The organism is Tateyamaria omphalii (genome assembly GCF_001969365.1).
In the GTDB taxonomy this organism is placed as follows: Bacteria; Pseudomonadota; Alphaproteobacteria; order Rhodobacterales; family Rhodobacteraceae; genus Tateyamaria; species Tateyamaria omphalii_A.
Map to the genome: position 1 here is coordinate 887,815 of NZ_CP019312.1, position 14,592 is coordinate 902,406.

General features: G+C 62.1%; 14 protein-coding genes. 5 read left to right on the forward strand and 9 right to left on the reverse strand.

Going from position 1 to position 14,592, the window contains the following annotated elements:
• From BWR18_RS04325 to BWR18_RS04350, 6 genes are all read right to left on the reverse strand, one after another.
• Window positions 1-681, reverse strand: coding sequence for a hypothetical protein (locus tag BWR18_RS04325; protein ID WP_254684930.1), 681 nt, complete (start codon window positions 679-681; stop codon window positions 1-3).
• A gap of 914 nt (window positions 682-1,595) precedes the next feature.
• Window positions 1,596-2,147 carry a hypothetical protein gene (locus BWR18_RS04330; RefSeq protein WP_076626868.1) on the reverse strand — a complete coding sequence of 184 codons (552 nt, stop codon included), beginning with the start codon at window positions 2,145-2,147 and terminating at the stop codon, window positions 1,596-1,598.
• Window positions 2,140-4,095 (reverse strand): DNA topoisomerase IV subunit B, encoded by a 1,956-nt coding sequence (gene parE, locus BWR18_RS04335; RefSeq protein ID WP_076626869.1) that lies wholly within the window; start codon window positions 4,093-4,095, stop codon window positions 2,140-2,142. Before parE ends, BWR18_RS04330 begins: the two co-directional genes overlap by 8 nt.
• A 64-nt stretch (window positions 4,096-4,159) precedes the next feature.
• A complete protein-coding gene (locus tag BWR18_RS04340) occupies window positions 4,160-4,834 on the reverse strand; it encodes a hypothetical protein (protein WP_157598648.1) in 675 nt (224 codons plus the stop codon).
• Between the two features lie 72 nt (window positions 4,835-4,906).
• A complete protein-coding gene (locus tag BWR18_RS04345; protein WP_076630118.1) occupies window positions 4,907-5,770 on the reverse strand; it encodes an alpha/beta fold hydrolase in 864 nt (287 codons plus the stop codon).
• Window positions 5,770-7,059, reverse strand: a complete 1,290-nt coding sequence (locus BWR18_RS04350) for an alpha/beta hydrolase family protein (RefSeq protein WP_076626871.1) — start codon at window positions 7,057-7,059, stop codon at window positions 5,770-5,772. Before BWR18_RS04350 ends, BWR18_RS04345 begins: the two co-directional genes overlap by 1 nt.
• Window positions 7,060-7,246: 187 nt before the next feature.
• On the opposite strand from BWR18_RS04350, the gene BWR18_RS04355 reads away from it, so the two are divergent.
• The 3 genes from BWR18_RS04355 (at window position 7,247) to BWR18_RS04365 (ending at window position 10,232) form a co-directional block, all read left to right on the forward strand.
• The gene (locus tag BWR18_RS04355; protein ID WP_076626872.1) at window positions 7,247-7,882 is read left to right on the forward strand and encodes a DUF1007 family protein; all 636 of its coding nucleotides are present in this window, start codon (window positions 7,247-7,249) and stop codon (window positions 7,880-7,882) included.
• Window positions 7,870-8,760 carry a nickel/cobalt transporter gene (locus BWR18_RS04360; protein WP_076626873.1) on the forward strand — a complete coding sequence of 297 codons (891 nt, stop codon included), beginning with the start codon at window positions 7,870-7,872 and terminating at the stop codon, window positions 8,758-8,760. Before BWR18_RS04355 ends, BWR18_RS04360 begins: the two co-directional genes overlap by 13 nt.
• Window positions 8,761-8,843: 83 nt before the next feature.
• Window positions 8,844-10,232, forward strand: a complete 1,389-nt coding sequence (locus tag BWR18_RS04365) for an MATE family efflux transporter (protein WP_076626874.1) — start codon at window positions 8,844-8,846, stop codon at window positions 10,230-10,232.
• 30 nt (window positions 10,233-10,262) lie between these two features.
• Here BWR18_RS04365 and BWR18_RS21360 read toward each other — a convergent pair whose 3' ends face one another.
• The 3 genes from BWR18_RS21360 to BWR18_RS04390 form a co-directional block, all read right to left on the reverse strand.
• Window positions 10,263-11,963, reverse strand: coding sequence for a calcium-binding protein (locus BWR18_RS21360; protein ID WP_172839354.1), 1,701 nt, complete (start codon window positions 11,961-11,963; stop codon window positions 10,263-10,265).
• 168 nt (window positions 11,964-12,131) lie between these two features.
• Complete coding sequence (locus tag BWR18_RS04385) at window positions 12,132-12,548, reverse strand: hypothetical protein (protein ID WP_076626875.1); 417 nt, start codon at window positions 12,546-12,548, stop codon at window positions 12,132-12,134.
• A 13-nt stretch (window positions 12,549-12,561) separates the two neighbouring features.
• Complete coding sequence (locus BWR18_RS04390; protein WP_076626876.1) at window positions 12,562-13,764, reverse strand: pyridoxal phosphate-dependent aminotransferase; 1,203 nt, start codon at window positions 13,762-13,764, stop codon at window positions 12,562-12,564.
• Window positions 13,765-13,856: 92 nt separating this feature from the next.
• Here BWR18_RS04390 and BWR18_RS04395 point away from each other — a divergent pair, with 92 nt between their 5' ends.
• Window positions 13,857-14,255: a helix-turn-helix domain-containing protein gene (locus BWR18_RS04395; protein WP_076626877.1), complete on the forward strand. Its 399-nt coding sequence runs from the start codon at window positions 13,857-13,859 to the stop codon at window positions 14,253-14,255.
• On the forward strand, window positions 14,248-14,514 hold the full coding sequence (locus BWR18_RS04400) for a succinate dehydrogenase assembly factor 2 (protein WP_076626878.1): 267 nt from the start codon (window positions 14,248-14,250) through the stop codon (window positions 14,512-14,514). The genes BWR18_RS04395 and BWR18_RS04400 overlap by 8 nt, the downstream gene beginning before the upstream one ends.
• Window positions 14,515-14,592: the final 78 nt, after the last annotated feature.

Sequence of the window (14,592 nt, forward strand, 5' to 3'; positions counted from 1 at the left end):
TCAGGCGCAGATGCCGTCCACCTGCACCCCGTCCCACGGCAAAAGCACATCGCTTTGGCGGGACTGGGGCAGGGGGGCCACAGGCATGGACTGCGAAATCAGGGCGTGCAGACGCTGCGTCCGGTCGCCTTGCGGATCAAGGGCACGGCAGCACACGAACTCCTCGACGATGGAGCCCTGCTGCTCGAAGCCAAAGTCCAGAAACCGCCGCTCGTCCGACACGTCGAACAGGTACGGATCGTCGCTGAACCGATGCTCGCGCGCGGCTCTCAACGGTGAATAGCCTGTCACGTCCCGGTTCTGCCATTGCCAGACATGGGTCAACTCATGGGCGAACAGCATTGCAGCGATCAGGTTGATCTCGCCCGGGTAGTCCGGGACGTAGTCGTCCAGATACCAGTCCCTGTCAAAAAGCACCGTCTGCCACAGGGCCACGGCAGCAGGCTTGGCCGTCACGATGTCGGTAGTGGGCGGCGGCAGGATCTTCTCGCGGCAGGTCGTGCGGGGCCGCGCCTTGCGTTTGAACGTGACAGCCCGCGTCGGCGCACCGTCCACCAGCCGCACGCGGTTGTGGTTCAACTGATCCCCGTGGATCGCGCTGGCAAAGGCACGCTCGGCGTCCGTCATGGGACGACCGCAACCGGCCAGCAGCGTCAGGATCAAAAGGGCGCGCAGGATCATATGCGCAGTAGGGGCCAGATCGAGACGGGGATCAAGACACGAAACCGCGTTTATACTCGCGCAGGTGTCGCGGCCCCGTGATCAGAGGTGATGGCGCGGGGGGTGTTTGTGTCAGCGGCGCGTCCCCACGTTTTTATCATCATCGCGGGGACACTCCCCGCGGAGCGCACCGCAGGCCACCGCTCACGGGTTCCCGGCCTGCCTGGAAAGGAGAGAAGAGATGGCAAAAGTCATTGTGCCGACCATGTTCGGCTTCGCCAGCCTGATGAGCCTGTGGGCCATCGTTGGCGCCACGATTTGATGGTTTCACCGCCGGTCAACTGGACGTCCCGGAGGTGATGCGCGCGGCGGAGGGTCGTTTTGTGTGTCCCCCTTAATGAGTATGGCCCCCGCCGCCTTTAACATGCCCCGAAGATGCTTCGATTTGGTAAACGCTCGTTAACCATTTGCGCGGCATATGAGGCAGAACCCGGGCCACGTTGGCCTGGTTCATTTAGCGAGTACCGGCGGAGGCGAAAGCCTCCGCCTTTTTTCCCAGCGCACGGCGAAGCCGTGCGCGTCGCCCGGCAGCATATCACGAAGTGATGTGCGAAAGGGTTCGTTGCAATTCTCGCAACACACTGCTCCGATCCCAGTTTGAACTGCGCGCAATAGGGCGGAATCAAGGCCACAGGCCGACGCCCCATCGCCGGGTCAGCGGCTCTGCCGCATCATTCGGCAGCGCATTGCATAGCAATGCGCGAGAGAAACGCCCCCCGGCACGGCGATAGGGTTGGTGTATGCGCGCCGTTCAGATCGAAGATGTACGTGGCGACCATAAAGCTCTGCCGCGGCAAGGTCGGATCACCGCACCACGGCCCGTCGATGGGGCGGCTTCGAGCATTCTTAAATTCCAAGTCGGCGAGATATACGTCTCAACTCATTCGCTTGTCGTTCAACTCGTCCAATATCTCTTTGACGGGAACCTTGTACGCCGCATTTGGGCCCATGCTATTCGCGTAGCCTAGTTTTTCCGCAGCCTTATGCAGAAAAGACAAATTGACCTGACCTTGTCTCAACGCTGCTACAACCTCGTCATCGGTCATATCATCAATGCGGCAGGCGATTTCTTCCATGAACGTGTCACTGTTTCGTATCGCAAGCAAGGTCGGCAATATGCGATCAGAGTCGCGGCGCTGGGTCAGCCATTCAAGCTGTTCGATTGAGCGCATGCCATCCATGAATTTGCAAAATCGCAAGCGCGCAGCGATGAGATAGCGGGGGCTACCGTCCGGAATGTTCAGGCTTTCGATGGATGCGTGAATGTGTCGATCAAGATTGCGCAGATCATGTTTGAAGCGCTTGAACGACATAAAGAGCCGGTACCGATGTGTGATGTACTGGATCAAAATCGTTGCCAGCGTACCGAAGGCGGCGCCGACCAGCGCGGGCCTTAGATCGGAGGCGATGCCAAGTGACTCAAACATCCAACTCCTCCACAAACCTCGCATTCTCCTGAATATACTGAAACCGCATCTCCGGCTTCTTGCCCATCAAACGCTCAACCAGATCCCCGGTCTCTCCCGGTTCATCCTCGTCAATCGACACACGGATCAATTTCCGCGTGGCCGGGTTCATGGTGGTGTCCTTCAGATCCTTCGCGTCCATCTCGCCCAGACCCTTGAAGCGGGACACGTCGATCTTGCCCTTACCGCCCAATCCGCGCTCCATCAGGTCGTTCTTTTCGACCTCATCCAGGCAATAGACGCGCCGCGCGCCCTGCGTCAGCCGGAACAGGGGTGGGCAGGCCAGATACAGGTGCCCCGCATCAATCATGGGCCGCATCTGGGTATAGAAAAACGTCATCAGCAGCGCGGCGATATGCGCGCCGTCCACATCCGCGTCCGTCATGATAATGACCTTGTCATAGCGCAAGTCATCGAGGTTGAACTTGGTGCCCAACCCAACGCCAAGCGCCTGGGTCAGATCCGAAATCTCTGCATTCGAGCCCAGCTTGGACGAGGCCGCCCCCAACACGTTCAGGATCTTTCCGCGCAGGGGCAACAGCGCCTGCGTCTTGCGGTCCCGCGCCATTTTGGCAGACCCACCCGCACTGTCGCCCTCGACAATGAACAATTCGGTCCCGTCGCGGGTTGAAGAAGAGCAGTCCACCAATTTGCCGGGAAGCCTGAGTTTCTTAGTGGCGGATTTGCGTTGTGTTTCCTTCTCGGCCCTTCTGCGCAGCCGTTCCTCGGCGCGCAGGACAAGAAAGTCCAGGATCGCCCCGGCGGACTTGGTGTCCGCGGCCAACCAATTGTCAAAATGGTCGCGGACAGAGTTTTCGACCATCCGCTGCGCCTCGACCGTGGCCAGACGGTCCTTGGTCTGGCCCACGAATTCCGGCTCACGGATGAAACACGACACCAGCGCGCCGGCGCCGGTGGTCAGGTCCTCGCGCGTGATCGTGCTGGCCTTCTTGTTGTTGACCAACTCGCCATAGGCCTTGATCCCCTTCAGGATCGCGGCCCAGAACCCGGCTTCGTGCGTGCCGCCTTCCGGCGTGGGCACGGTGTTACAGTAACTCTGGATGAACCCGTCGCGCGACGGGGTCCAGTTGATCGCCCATTCGACTTTGCCCGGCACCTGGAATTTCTCGAACGACACAGACCCGGCAAAAGGGGCGTCGGCATAGGTGGTCGCGCCGCCCATCGCCTCGGTCAGATAGTCGGCCAGCCCGCCGGGAAAGTGGAAGGTCGCCTCGCGCGGCGTCTCGCCGTCGTCGATGGCGGTTTTCCAGCGGATTTCCACGCCCGAAAACAGATAGGCCTTCGATCGCGCCATCTTGAACAGCCGCGCGGGTTTCAGCTTGAGCGACCCAAAGATGTCCGGGTCCGGGTGAAAGGTGACGGATGTGCCGCGTCGGTTGGGGGCGGCCCCGATCTTTTCCAGCTTTGTCTGCGGCACGCCACGGGCAAACTCCATGGCAAAAAGCTCGCGGTTGCGGGCCACCTCGACCCGCAGATGGTCGGACAGCGCGTTGACCACGGAGGAGCCGACACCGTGCAGACCGCCCGACGTCTCGTAGCTGTCGCCGGAAAATTTCCCGCCCGCGTTCAGCGTGCAAAAGATGATCTCAAGCGCGCTCTTTGCGGGATCCTTGGGGTGCGGATCGGTCGGGATGCCCCGCCCATTGTCGCGCACCGACACATGGCCGTTCTCGTGCAGTTCCACCTCGATCCACGTGGCGTGCCCGGCCACCGCCTCGTCCATGGAGTTGTCGATGATCTCTGCCACCATGTGGTGCAGCGCGCGGTCATCCTTGCCCCCGATGTACATGCCGGGGCGCAGGCGCACGTGCTCCATATCCTCAAGCACCTGGATCGAAGATGCGTCATAATCCGAAGACTTGGGTGTCCCGCTCAATAGATCGGTCATGGCTGCTGCTCTTTGTTGGTTGCGCGCCACTATGCCAGAGCGGTTCAGACGGGGGAAGAGCGGATCAGGCAGGCCAGTGCGTTCCGAGATGGCCTGCCAGTTGTTGCGCCGTCACCATCTCCTGATAGCGGTCCATCTGGTGGTCGAACCGCAGGAACCGTCGCTGACCTTCGCCGGCATGAACCTCACCCAGATGCTGAAAGCTCGACGGCAGGTCACAGACCTTGTCGTCATTGCGGTTCAGGCAAAGGCATTTGGAGGCGGGCGCCGGCTGCACGACCCCGCGCGTCACCCGCGGCGCGGCAAAGGCGATGCCCGGCACATTGTGGGTGCGCACCAGAATCTGCGTGGCGGCGGCGCCCAGCGAATGGCCCACGATGTATTTGGGGCGGTAGCGTTTTTGCTGCATCCAGTCGGCAATCACCTTGGCATGGCGCATGAACCCCTGGTGCCAGATCACGTCATGCGCGCCCCATTTGTCGGTCAATTCGTCGTTCAGCCGGTACTTCTTGCCGCCAAAATTCAGAACCCGCAGGTTGAACTTCATGTAATCAGCCACCGAGTTCGACCCGGGGATCAGCAGGATGTTCTGCTTCAGGAACACGGCCTGCACGTGGTTCTTGTTCAGCTTGTCCTTCACACTCGCATCCAGCGATGTCCTGGGCGGGCGGCGCTTGAACAGAAGGTAGGCCGCTTCGACCATCTTGGCCGCGCGTGCGATTTCGTATCTATGGGTCACTGAAAACATCCGTCGCTGAAAAATATTCACACGACTATGGCGCGAACGCGGTGGTCTGTGAAGCCTGTTGGGCTAGGCCAGCCAGTCCCGCACGATCCCCGCAACCTCATCCGGTTTCTGATGCAAGAGCCAATGATCGGCCCCGTCCACATGCGCCCGGGTCAGCGCAGGCGCAAAGTCTTCCAACCCTTCTGTCGACACGGGCAGCAACGCGGTGTCGCCACCGGCCCAGATCAGCAGATGCGGGCAGCGGACCTGCAACCGGTCCAGTGGCAGCTTGGGCATCGCCACCGGCACACCCGGATCCGCAACGATGAGGGGGGAGGCGCGATACCAGTTGATCATGCCCTTCAAGCCCGATTGGCGCCACACGGCCTTGTAGGCCTCCAAACGGTCCCCATGCAGCCATGACATATCCATCTTGGCCGAAAACAGCCTCAGCAACCTGTCAAAGTCGTCGGCAGCCAAGGCATCCTCTGACCCCGGACTGCGCAGAAAATTGATGTATTGCGACGCCTCGGATTGCGCGCCACCGGCGGCCATGGCCCGTTGAAAGGGCACAGGGTGCACGCCATTTGCAATGATCAGATGGGACACCAGATCAGGGCGGAACATGGCGAGACCGTAAGCCACGGACGCGCCCCAGTCATGGCCCATCACGATGACCGGCCCCGCATCACCGATCAGGTCTGCCATGTCACCCACCAGCTTCGATGTGGCATAGGCCCCCACATCGTCCGGGGCATAGCTTGCGCCGTAGCCGCGCTGATCCGGGGCCACACAGTGATACGTGTCGGCCAGACGCGTCGCGACCTCGTCCCAGGCGCCGCCGTATTCCGGGAAACCATGCAGCATCAACAGCGTGGGCCGCGTGGGATCACCCCAACTGCGGATCGTGAACGCGTGCCCGCCCAAGGTACGGGTGCTGACCTGCATCATTGGCCCTTGGGCAAGGTCTCGAACCGCAGGCCCTTGGCGGTGCGTGGCGCAAAGCCGCGCCAATAGGTGTGATCCTCGGTCGGTGTACCTGCATCATCCACGGCAACGATCCCGTCGGCGGCATTCGGCACCAGTTCAAGGTACTCGGCCTTCTCGCCTTCGCCCTTCAGGTGCATCCCGAAAAAGGCTGTCGCGAAGTGCTGGGCAATGTTGTTCATGCGCGTCGTGTCCCACACCGCATCGGCATAGTGTTCGAACGGTACGAACTCGAGCCCTTCAACCGGTTCCCAGCTTTCCTTGGGCGCAGGCATCGGTGCGGCGGCATTGTGGTTGGCATAGTCAAAGGTCAGCAAGTGCCGGTCCGTTCCGGCCGCTGCTGTGAAAAAGGCGCGCATCGCGTCATAGACCGATACGTCGTCGTCGCTGCCCGCCATCAACAGCGTCGGCACCCGCAGATCGGCCACGCCGCTTGCATCCCAGAAGCCTGCGTTGTTGCCCCACGGACCAATGGCAATGATTGCCTTGACCCGCGGGTCCATCAACGCCTCGTGACTTTCGGACTGCTCCAGGTGGACTTCGAGCAACCCGTTCGGGGCCCCCCAGCTGAACTCGGTCGAGGCCTGCGTCACACCGGCCCCACCAAAGATAAGCGCGCCATACCCGCCCATCGAATAGCCGACGACGCCCGTGTTGTCGGCGTCAATGATGTCGCCAATGGGCCCGCCCAGCCCGGCCATGTGATCCAGAACAAAGGCCTGGTCCAACGGACGGTTGTAGAGGGTCGAGCCAAAGGCCGCCTGATCCGAATACAGGCTGTCGGTGTGGTCGATGGACACGGTGACATAGCCTTTGGAGGCCAGGTTCTCGCCAAGATGGCTCATCAGGAAGCGATTGCCGGGATAGCCGTGGCTGATGATGACCAGCGGATAGCGCGTGCCGGTCGCGGGTGCGGCATCACGGGCAGCGCGGCCAGTCAGTGTCACCTCGGTCGCACCATCCCGCAACATGGCAGTGTATGTCCCACCCTGTTCCGTACCTTCCGCCGCCGGATACCACACCTCAAGCGTCAGGGGCCGGTCATATCTGGGAATGACGCCTTCTGACACGTTCAGCACATCGACCCGGTCGGGCATGGTAACCTCGAGCGTCTGCACGCCGATGGGCAAGGGGCCATAGGGCGCTAATTCAGGGGCGTCTGGTCGGACCTGGTCGATCGGATTGCCTGACGCGGCAGCGCCTGACAACGTCGCAACAAGGGCCAGACCAGTGGCGCGGGGGATGGTCATTGGAAATTCCTTTGGCAAGATTCAACCTATGGTAACATATCAAATAACTATATTGCCACTTTGACAGAGCTATTTTCGAGTGCAAGCAATGTCTTGCGCTGTGGACTTGCGCTGTGAGGCAGCGCTGCTTCGCGCAGATGCCGAAACGGGGTTGAGGCTGCATCCGGCTGCGCCTAAATCTGGACATATGCGTTTTTACCGCTCCCTCGCCCTTGCAATGGCCATCGCCTTGCCCGCCACGATGCTGGCCGCGCATCCGCATGTCTTCGTGGACACGAAGCTGCGTGTCGTCGTGGGCGATGACGGCAGCTTTCAGGGGGTCGAGGTTCGGTGGACCTATGACGACTTCTATTCCCTGCTCCTGCTGACGGATTACGGCCTCGACAATGACGGCGACGGTCAGTTGACTGACAGCGAACTCAAGCGGCTCGACGGGTTTGACCTGCAATGGATTCCGGGGTTCGAGGGCGACAGCTATGCGCTGCGCAACGGAACGCCGGTCCGGCTGGGCAAGCCGCAAGGACGCGGCGTGTCGGTTGACGCGGGACGCATCACAACCGTGCATTTTCGCCCGGCAAGTGGCACGGCGGACGGGCTTGTGATCAAGGCATACGATCCGACCTTCTATACGGCGTATGATCTGATCGGCCCCGTCGCGGTCGACGGTCCCTGCGATGCGGCAATTCAACGGGCTGACCTTGATGCTGCCTACACCTTGGTCGAGGAGTTGCTTTACGCCACACCTACATCACAGGTCGAAGAGGCTTACCCGGAAGTGGGCGAGGCCTTCGCCGATACGGTTACGCTTTCATGCTCTGGCTAAGGATCGGCACCGCGCTTTTTGTCAGCGGCGCGCTTTTGTGGCTCTTCGGCTTTGGCGGCATGTCGGATATCGGCCAGTGGGCCACAGCCCAGCAGCGTGAAACGCAGAACGCCCTTGCCGGTGGGCTCCGTGCGGTCCGCGCGGGCGAACCGGGCGCGTGGCTTGCGCTCATGGTCCTGTGCGCGGCCTACGGCTTTTTTCATGCGGCGGGTCCGGGGCATGGCAAATTGGTGATCGGCGGCTACGGGGCCGCCGAACAGGTCACGGCCCGACGGCTGTCGGTGCTGGCGGTGGCGTCCTCCTTGGCGCAGGCGCTGACGGCGGTCGTCCTCGTGGCGCTTGGCGCATTTGTGCTGGGCTGGGGGCGCACCGAAATGACAAACACGGCGGACCGGATTCTCGCCCCCGCCAGCTATATCGCAATCGCCCTCGTCGGGCTTTGGTTGGTGGTGCGCGGCCTGCGCCGCACACGCGGCGCTGCGTCCCACGCGCACCACATCGACGAACACGGTCAGTGCAGCACTTGCGGTCACGCCCATGCGCCCAGTCCCGCACAGGCGGCGGCGGTGACGTCCTGGCAGGATGCGGCGGCCATCATCGGGTCCATCGCGATCCGGCCCTGCACGGGCGCGGTGTTTCTGCTGATCCTTTGTTTCGGCCTCGGCATCCCGTGGGCGGGCATCGCCGGGGCCTTCGTCATGGGGCTGGGCACCGCCAGCGTGACGGTTCTGGTCGCGATCACTGCGGTCGGTGCGCGCCAGTCGGTCCTTGCGGGCTGGTCAGGCACCGGGGCCGTCCGGGCCATGGGCCTGATCGAGGTGGCCGCAGGCGCCCTGATCGCCCTGATCGCCACCGCGCTTGTCCTGCCGCTTCTCTGAACAGGGCGCCCCCGGGGCGGTATCCTGTCACCCGTCTAACGCAGGGTCTTTCCTTGCACAAAAAGCAGGCGTAAGGGTGGGGTATGTCCACCCAGCAGATGTCATATCTGGCCCACGCACGTGCGGTCCTTGTCCTCGGTCTGCCGCTCATCGGCGGGCATCTGGGGCAGGTCGCCATCGGCGTCACGGACACGGTGATGCTGGGCTGGTACGGGGTCGAAGAGCTGGCGGCCCTCGGTGTTGCAGGCAGCCTGTTCTTTGTCCTGTTCCTGATGGGGTCCGGCTTTGCCTGGGCGGTCATGCCCATGGTCGCCTCCTTCCACGCGGAAGGGGATGAAACGAACCTGCGGCGCGCCACACGCATGGGACTGTGGCTAAGCCTCGGCTTTGCCGTGTTGGCCCTGCCGGTTCTGCTGATGTCGGAACGGGTGCTGCTCGCCCTGGGGCAGACAGAGCAGGTGGCGGCGCTCGGGTCTGAATATCTCGCCATCGCAGGCTGGGGGATTGTTCCGGCCCTGCTGGTGATGACGATCAAAAGCTACCTCGCCGCGCTGGAGCGGACCCAAATCGTTCTCTGGATCACGCTCGTTGCGGCTGTTGCCAATGCCCTTGCGAATTACGCGTTCATCTTCGGCAACTGGGGTGCCCCGACCTGGGGGATTGCGGGGGCCGCAATTGCGTCGCTGTTGACCCAGTTCGTGATGCTGGCGGGTGTCGTGGCATATGCCCTGATCGCGCTGCCCGAACACCAGTTGTTCAAACGGTTCTGGCGCCCCGATTGGGAGATGCTGGGCCGGGTGTTCCGCCTGGGCTGGCCCATCGGGCTCACGAACCTCAGCGAAGTGGGACTGTTCGCCGCCTCCGCCTTCATGATGGGCTGGCTGGGAACGATCCCGCTGGCCGCGCACAACATCGCGCTGCAATTGGCCTCGATCACTTTCATGGTGCATCTCGGGCTCAGCAACGTGGCGACGATCCGGGCGGGCAACGCATACGGGCGCGGCGACCTTGATCATATGCTGCGCGGCGCGCGCACCGTGATCGTGATGAGCCTCGCCATGGCGCTCGCCACGATCCTCCTGTTCATCGCATTGCCCGAACCGCTGATTTCGCTGTTCATGGAGCGCGACGAACCGGCCCGCGACCAGATCCTCGAGATCGGGATCGTCCTGCTGGCGCTGGCCGCGCTCTTCCAACTCGTCGATGGGGCCCAGGTGATCGCACTGGGGCTCTTGCGCGGAGTGCAGGATACGACGGTGCCCATGGTGCTGGCGGCGGTGTCCTACTGGCTGGTGGGCATGCCCGCATCCTATGTGCTGGGCTTTGTGCTGGGTTGGGGCGGGCCGGGGGTCTGGCTGGGCCTCGTCCTGGGATTGGCCTGCGCAGGGGTTGCGCTCATGTGGCGGTTCTGGGCGGTGTCAGTGCCCGCCCTTCGCCACCCAAGCGACGGCGCGGTGCTTCCCACCCCATGACAGGGTGAGACGCGCAGTAAAAGCGGATGATCAGAGGATGAAATCCGCGGCCTCGACCGCATTCACCCACATCAGTTCGATCATCTCGTCCACGGTCCCGTCGCCATCGGCGTCGATCTGGACATAATCACCGTCAAACAGGACCTCGGCCTTGTTGCCCGAAAACGTGGTGCGGTTCACAAAGGTCAGACCGCCGAAATCGGTCAGATCAATCTTGTCGATGATTGAGGTAAAGCCCTTGATCACGTCCATCGTCGCCGCCGACGAGCCGCTGTCACCCTGCTTGAAGACAAAAACGTCCCGCGCCTCAATGTCCTCATAGTCCAGGATCTCGTCCGCGCCGCGCCCGCCGGACACACGGTCCTCACCGTTGCCGCCCGACACGGTGTCGGCGCCGTCACCGCCCAGAACAATGTCACGCCCGTCACCGCCATGGACATCGTCCAGCCCCTTGCCACCTTTCACGGTGTCATTGCCTGCGTCACCGCGCACCAGATCATTGCCGATACCTCCGGCCAGGCTGTCACCATTGTCACCGCCGCGTACGGTGTCATCACCGTCTCCACCGGTGACAACATCGCGCCCGTCCTGACCGTTCAGGGAATCGTCGCCCAGATCGCCCGCAATCGTATCGTCGCCAGCCCCGCCATAAACCTCGTCATTGCCCTTGCCGCTCTGGATTCGGTCCCGGCCGTCGTCGCCATAGGCGTAATCGTCGCCCGTGCTCAGGAAAATGCGGTCATTGCCCAGACCGCCATCGGCACGGTCATTGCCTGCGCCACCATAAATGACGTCATTGCCGTCGCCGCCCCAGGTGTGGTCGTCACCACCATCGCCCCAAAGCGTGTCGTTCCCGGTGCCGCCGCTCAGCGTGTCGTTGTCATCGCCGCCGCGCAAGCGGTCCCGGCCGCCATCCCCGTACAGCCTGTCCTCACCGGCGCCGCCCAGCAGGTGATCGACGCCGGTGCCGCCGCCCAGCGTGTCATCGCCGCTGCCACCGTCCAGCTTGTCGCTGCCCTCATCGCCGTTCAGATGATCATTGCCGGTCTGGCCAAACAGACGGTCATTGCCCTCGCCACCACCGGATCGGTCGTTGCCGCACCCTGCATAGACCCAATCGTCGCCGACGCCGGCCCAGATGCGGTCATCGCCACCTCCCGCTTCGAAAATCTCGCTTTCGGCATCGACCAGATCAAAGCTGTAATGTCCTGAATGCAGCGTCTCTCCTTCGTCGGTGCCGTACACCCGGTTCTCACCGTTGACGAAGTAGTTCATCCAACCGGCGACATCCTCGACGGTTTCATTGGCATTGCCATCCTCGTTTTGAAACCGTCCGTCCACGATGGCAAAGCCCACGTGGTAAATGGCGTCGGCGACGGTGTCGATAAAGTTGCGGCCTTGAAAGATATAGGCGCCGCCATCCCCTTGCACGAGGTGAAAACCGGTCTCCAGGTTGCCCTCGTCATCGCCATGCCCTTCGATAAAGGCTGCATAAAGCGCAGGATTGGCGCGGATGTGGGCGGACAGTACGGCCAGATCGTCAGGGCTCAGCTTGCCGTCTTGATTGACGCCCGTGGCCGCCATGGCCTGCGTTATGACATCATTCATCTGGCGCGCGGCGTCGGCGCCGGCCTTGATCTCGGATGGAATGACATTGGCAAGCAGCCCGGGATCGACCTCGGTCAGCTCTGCTATGGTTTCAAGGGACAAGGGGGGTGTAATGGCTGGCATAACGCTGGCTCCTCTGTTCGTACACATGTCGCCCATGGCACAGGCCAGCTTTTTGCCGAAGCACGGTTAATATGCCCTTCGCGCGTCGGCGGAGTTTTGTCGAAAAGTAGACAAAACTGCACATAACTTAGGTTGAGAATCGCCATACCGAAACGGATGGGCGCTGGATCAGGACGCGGAATTGCCGCCCTTGATCAGACGGTCTGCCTTCTTGCGCACCAATACGGACCGCAGGTCGTGCATGGCCAGCAGCAGCGCGTCAGTCACGTTCTCCAACTGATCATCCGTCGCCCGACTCTGCGCCCACTGGGTGGTCAGGTTCAGGTAGTCCACCGCTCGGTGAATGTCGTCGATGTCGCGATGGGCCAGCACTTCGGCGCGCTCATCCATCCAGGTCTCGATCCGCGCCAGATCTTCGGCCGACAGGGCGCGGTCACCATGCGGCTTGATCTCGCCATTGCGGATGTTGACGACCGCGATCTGGTCCATCTCGATCCGGCGCTGCCGGTTCTCGGTGTCGATCCGGAACACGGCGGCGCCGTTCTCGCGCACACGGAAGTAATAGTCAGGAAGCTCCGCGCCCATATGCCCGCCCTCGTTACGTCAGACCCGCACAGAATGTCTGGATGCGGGTGCAGGCCTCTTTCAGGGCCTCGTCGGACGTAGCGTAGCTGACGCGGAAGTTCGGCGAAAGCCCGAAGGCCGCACCAAAGACAACGGCCACGCCCGTCTCTTCCAGCAGGGCGGTGCAGAAATCCTCGTCATTCTCGATCTTTGCGCCGCCTGCGGATGTCTTACCGATACAGCCCGCGATGGACGGATAGACATAGAACGCACCATCCGGCACCGGGCAGGCGATGCCAGCGGCGGCGTTCAGCATCTCGACCACCAAATCGCGGCGGCGCTTGAAGATCTCGTTGTTGGGGGCGATGAAGTCCTGCGTGCCGTTCAACGCCTCGACGGCGGCGTATTGGCTGATCGAACAGGGGTTCGACGTCGATTGCGACTGCACCTTGCGCATCGCCTTGATCAACGCTTCGGGGCCTGCCGCGTAACCGATGCGCCAGCCCGTCATGGCATAGGCCTTGCTGACGCCGTTGACCGTCAGCGTGCGATCATAAAGGCGCGGCTCGATCTTTGCGGGCGTCGTGAACTCGAAATCATCATAGACAAGGTGCTCGTACATATCGTCCGACATCACCCAGACATGCGGGTGACGCATCAGCACATCGGTGATCTCTTTCAGTTCTTCGCGGGTGTATCCGGCGCCCGTTGGGTTCGAGGGCGAGTTGAAGATCAGCCACTTGGTCTTGTCGGTGATGGCGGATTCCAGCTGATCGGCGGTCAGCTTGAACCCGGTCTGTAGCGACGCCTCGGCAATGACAGGCGTGCCGCCCGCCAGCAGCACCATGTCCGGATAGCTCACCCAGTAGGGCGCCGGGATCACCACCTCGTCGCCCTCGTTCAGCGTCGCCATCAGCGCGTTATAGAGGATCTGCTTGCCGCCCGTGCCCACGCTCACCTGGGCCGGCGTGTAGTCCAACCCATTGTCGCGCTTGAATTTATCGACGATGGCCTGTTTCAGCTCTGGAATTCCGTCAACGGGGGTATACTTGGTTTTTCCAAGGGCGATGGCCACAACCCCGGCATCCTTGATGTTCTGCGGCGTATCGAAATCCGGCTCACCGGCGCCCAGGCCGATGATGTCCTTGCCCTGCGCCTTCAGGGCCGCGACCTGGCCCGTCAGGGCGACAGTCGGGGACGGTTTGACGCGGTCGAGTGTCGCGGAAAGGAATGTCATGTTGGCCTCGGGATGCTAGGGCGATATCCAGACCCTCATAGGCGGCAGCCTCCGCGCAATCAAGCGCCAGCACCGACAAGGAGAAGACCCCCATGGACGATGTGCAAGACTGGTACAGTGCAGAAGCGGCAACATTCGGCGACCGTGTCGCAGGCGCGCGCGAACAGGCGGGCATGACGCAAAAGCAGCTGGCCAAGCGCCTGGGCGTGCGTCTGGCCACCCTGCGGTCATGGGAGGACGACCTGAGCGAGCCGCGCGCCAACCGCCTGTCGATGATGGCCGGCCTGCTCAACGTGTCGATGATGTGGCTTATCAACGGTGAGGGCGAGGGGCTCGATGCGCCCATCGAGGAAGAACCGCTGACATCTGACATGCGCGAGTTGCTGACCGAAGTGCGCGACATGCGCTCGGACATGCTGGCGCGGGCCGAGCAGTTGGGACGGCTGGAAAAGAAACTGCGCGCCGCGATGCAGGCCCCCGTAGATGTCTGAGGAACTGCGCGAACACCGGCTCAAGCGGTTGCACATGCGGTCGATGCGCCGCGGGATCAAGGAAATGGACCTGATCCTGTCGACATATGCTGGGCGGCATCTGGCCGATATGACCGATGCCGAACTTGATGTGTACGACGCGATGCTGAACGAAAACGATCAGGATCTCTATCGCTGGGTGACCGGGCAAGAGGCGCCGCCCGCGCATATCGAGGCGCTGGTCGAGGATGTCTCGCGCACGTTTCAGCCAGAAAAATAAGGGTTTTTCTGCATTTAACTGAATATTTCCGAATCATGCGCATCTTTTGATCCGAGCAGATCAGGTCGGAGAAGACGG

Coding starts and splice junctions, on each gene's coding strand:
- BWR18_RS04325 (WP_254684930.1), bottom strand. CDS start 681: ATGATCCTGCGCGCCCTTTTGATCCTGACGCTGCTGGCCGGTTGCGGT.
- BWR18_RS04330 (WP_076626868.1), bottom strand. CDS start 2,147: ATGTTTGAGTCACTTGGCATCGCCTCCGATCTAAGGCCCGCGCTGGTC.
- parE (WP_076626869.1), bottom strand. CDS start 4,095: ATGACCGATCTATTGAGCGGGACACCCAAGTCTTCGGATTATGACGCA.
- BWR18_RS04345 (WP_076630118.1), bottom strand. CDS start 5,770: ATGCAGGTCAGCACCCGTACCTTGGGCGGGCACGCGTTCACGATCCGC.
- BWR18_RS04350 (WP_076626871.1), bottom strand. CDS start 7,059: ATGACCATCCCCCGCGCCACTGGTCTGGCCCTTGTTGCGACGTTGTCA.
- BWR18_RS04355 (WP_076626872.1), top strand. CDS start 7,247: ATGCGTTTTTACCGCTCCCTCGCCCTTGCAATGGCCATCGCCTTGCCC.
- BWR18_RS04360 (WP_076626873.1), top strand. CDS start 7,870: ATGCTCTGGCTAAGGATCGGCACCGCGCTTTTTGTCAGCGGCGCGCTT.
- BWR18_RS04365 (WP_076626874.1), top strand. CDS start 8,844: ATGTCCACCCAGCAGATGTCATATCTGGCCCACGCACGTGCGGTCCTT.
- BWR18_RS21360 (WP_172839354.1), bottom strand. CDS start 11,963: ATGCCAGCCATTACACCCCCCTTGTCCCTTGAAACCATAGCAGAGCTG.
- BWR18_RS04385 (WP_076626875.1), bottom strand. CDS start 12,548: ATGGGCGCGGAGCTTCCTGACTATTACTTCCGTGTGCGCGAGAACGGC.
- BWR18_RS04390 (WP_076626876.1), bottom strand. CDS start 13,764: ATGACATTCCTTTCCGCGACACTCGACCGCGTCAAACCGTCCCCGACT.
- BWR18_RS04395 (WP_076626877.1), top strand. CDS start 13,857: ATGGACGATGTGCAAGACTGGTACAGTGCAGAAGCGGCAACATTCGGC.
- BWR18_RS04400 (WP_076626878.1), top strand. CDS start 14,248: ATGTCTGAGGAACTGCGCGAACACCGGCTCAAGCGGTTGCACATGCGG.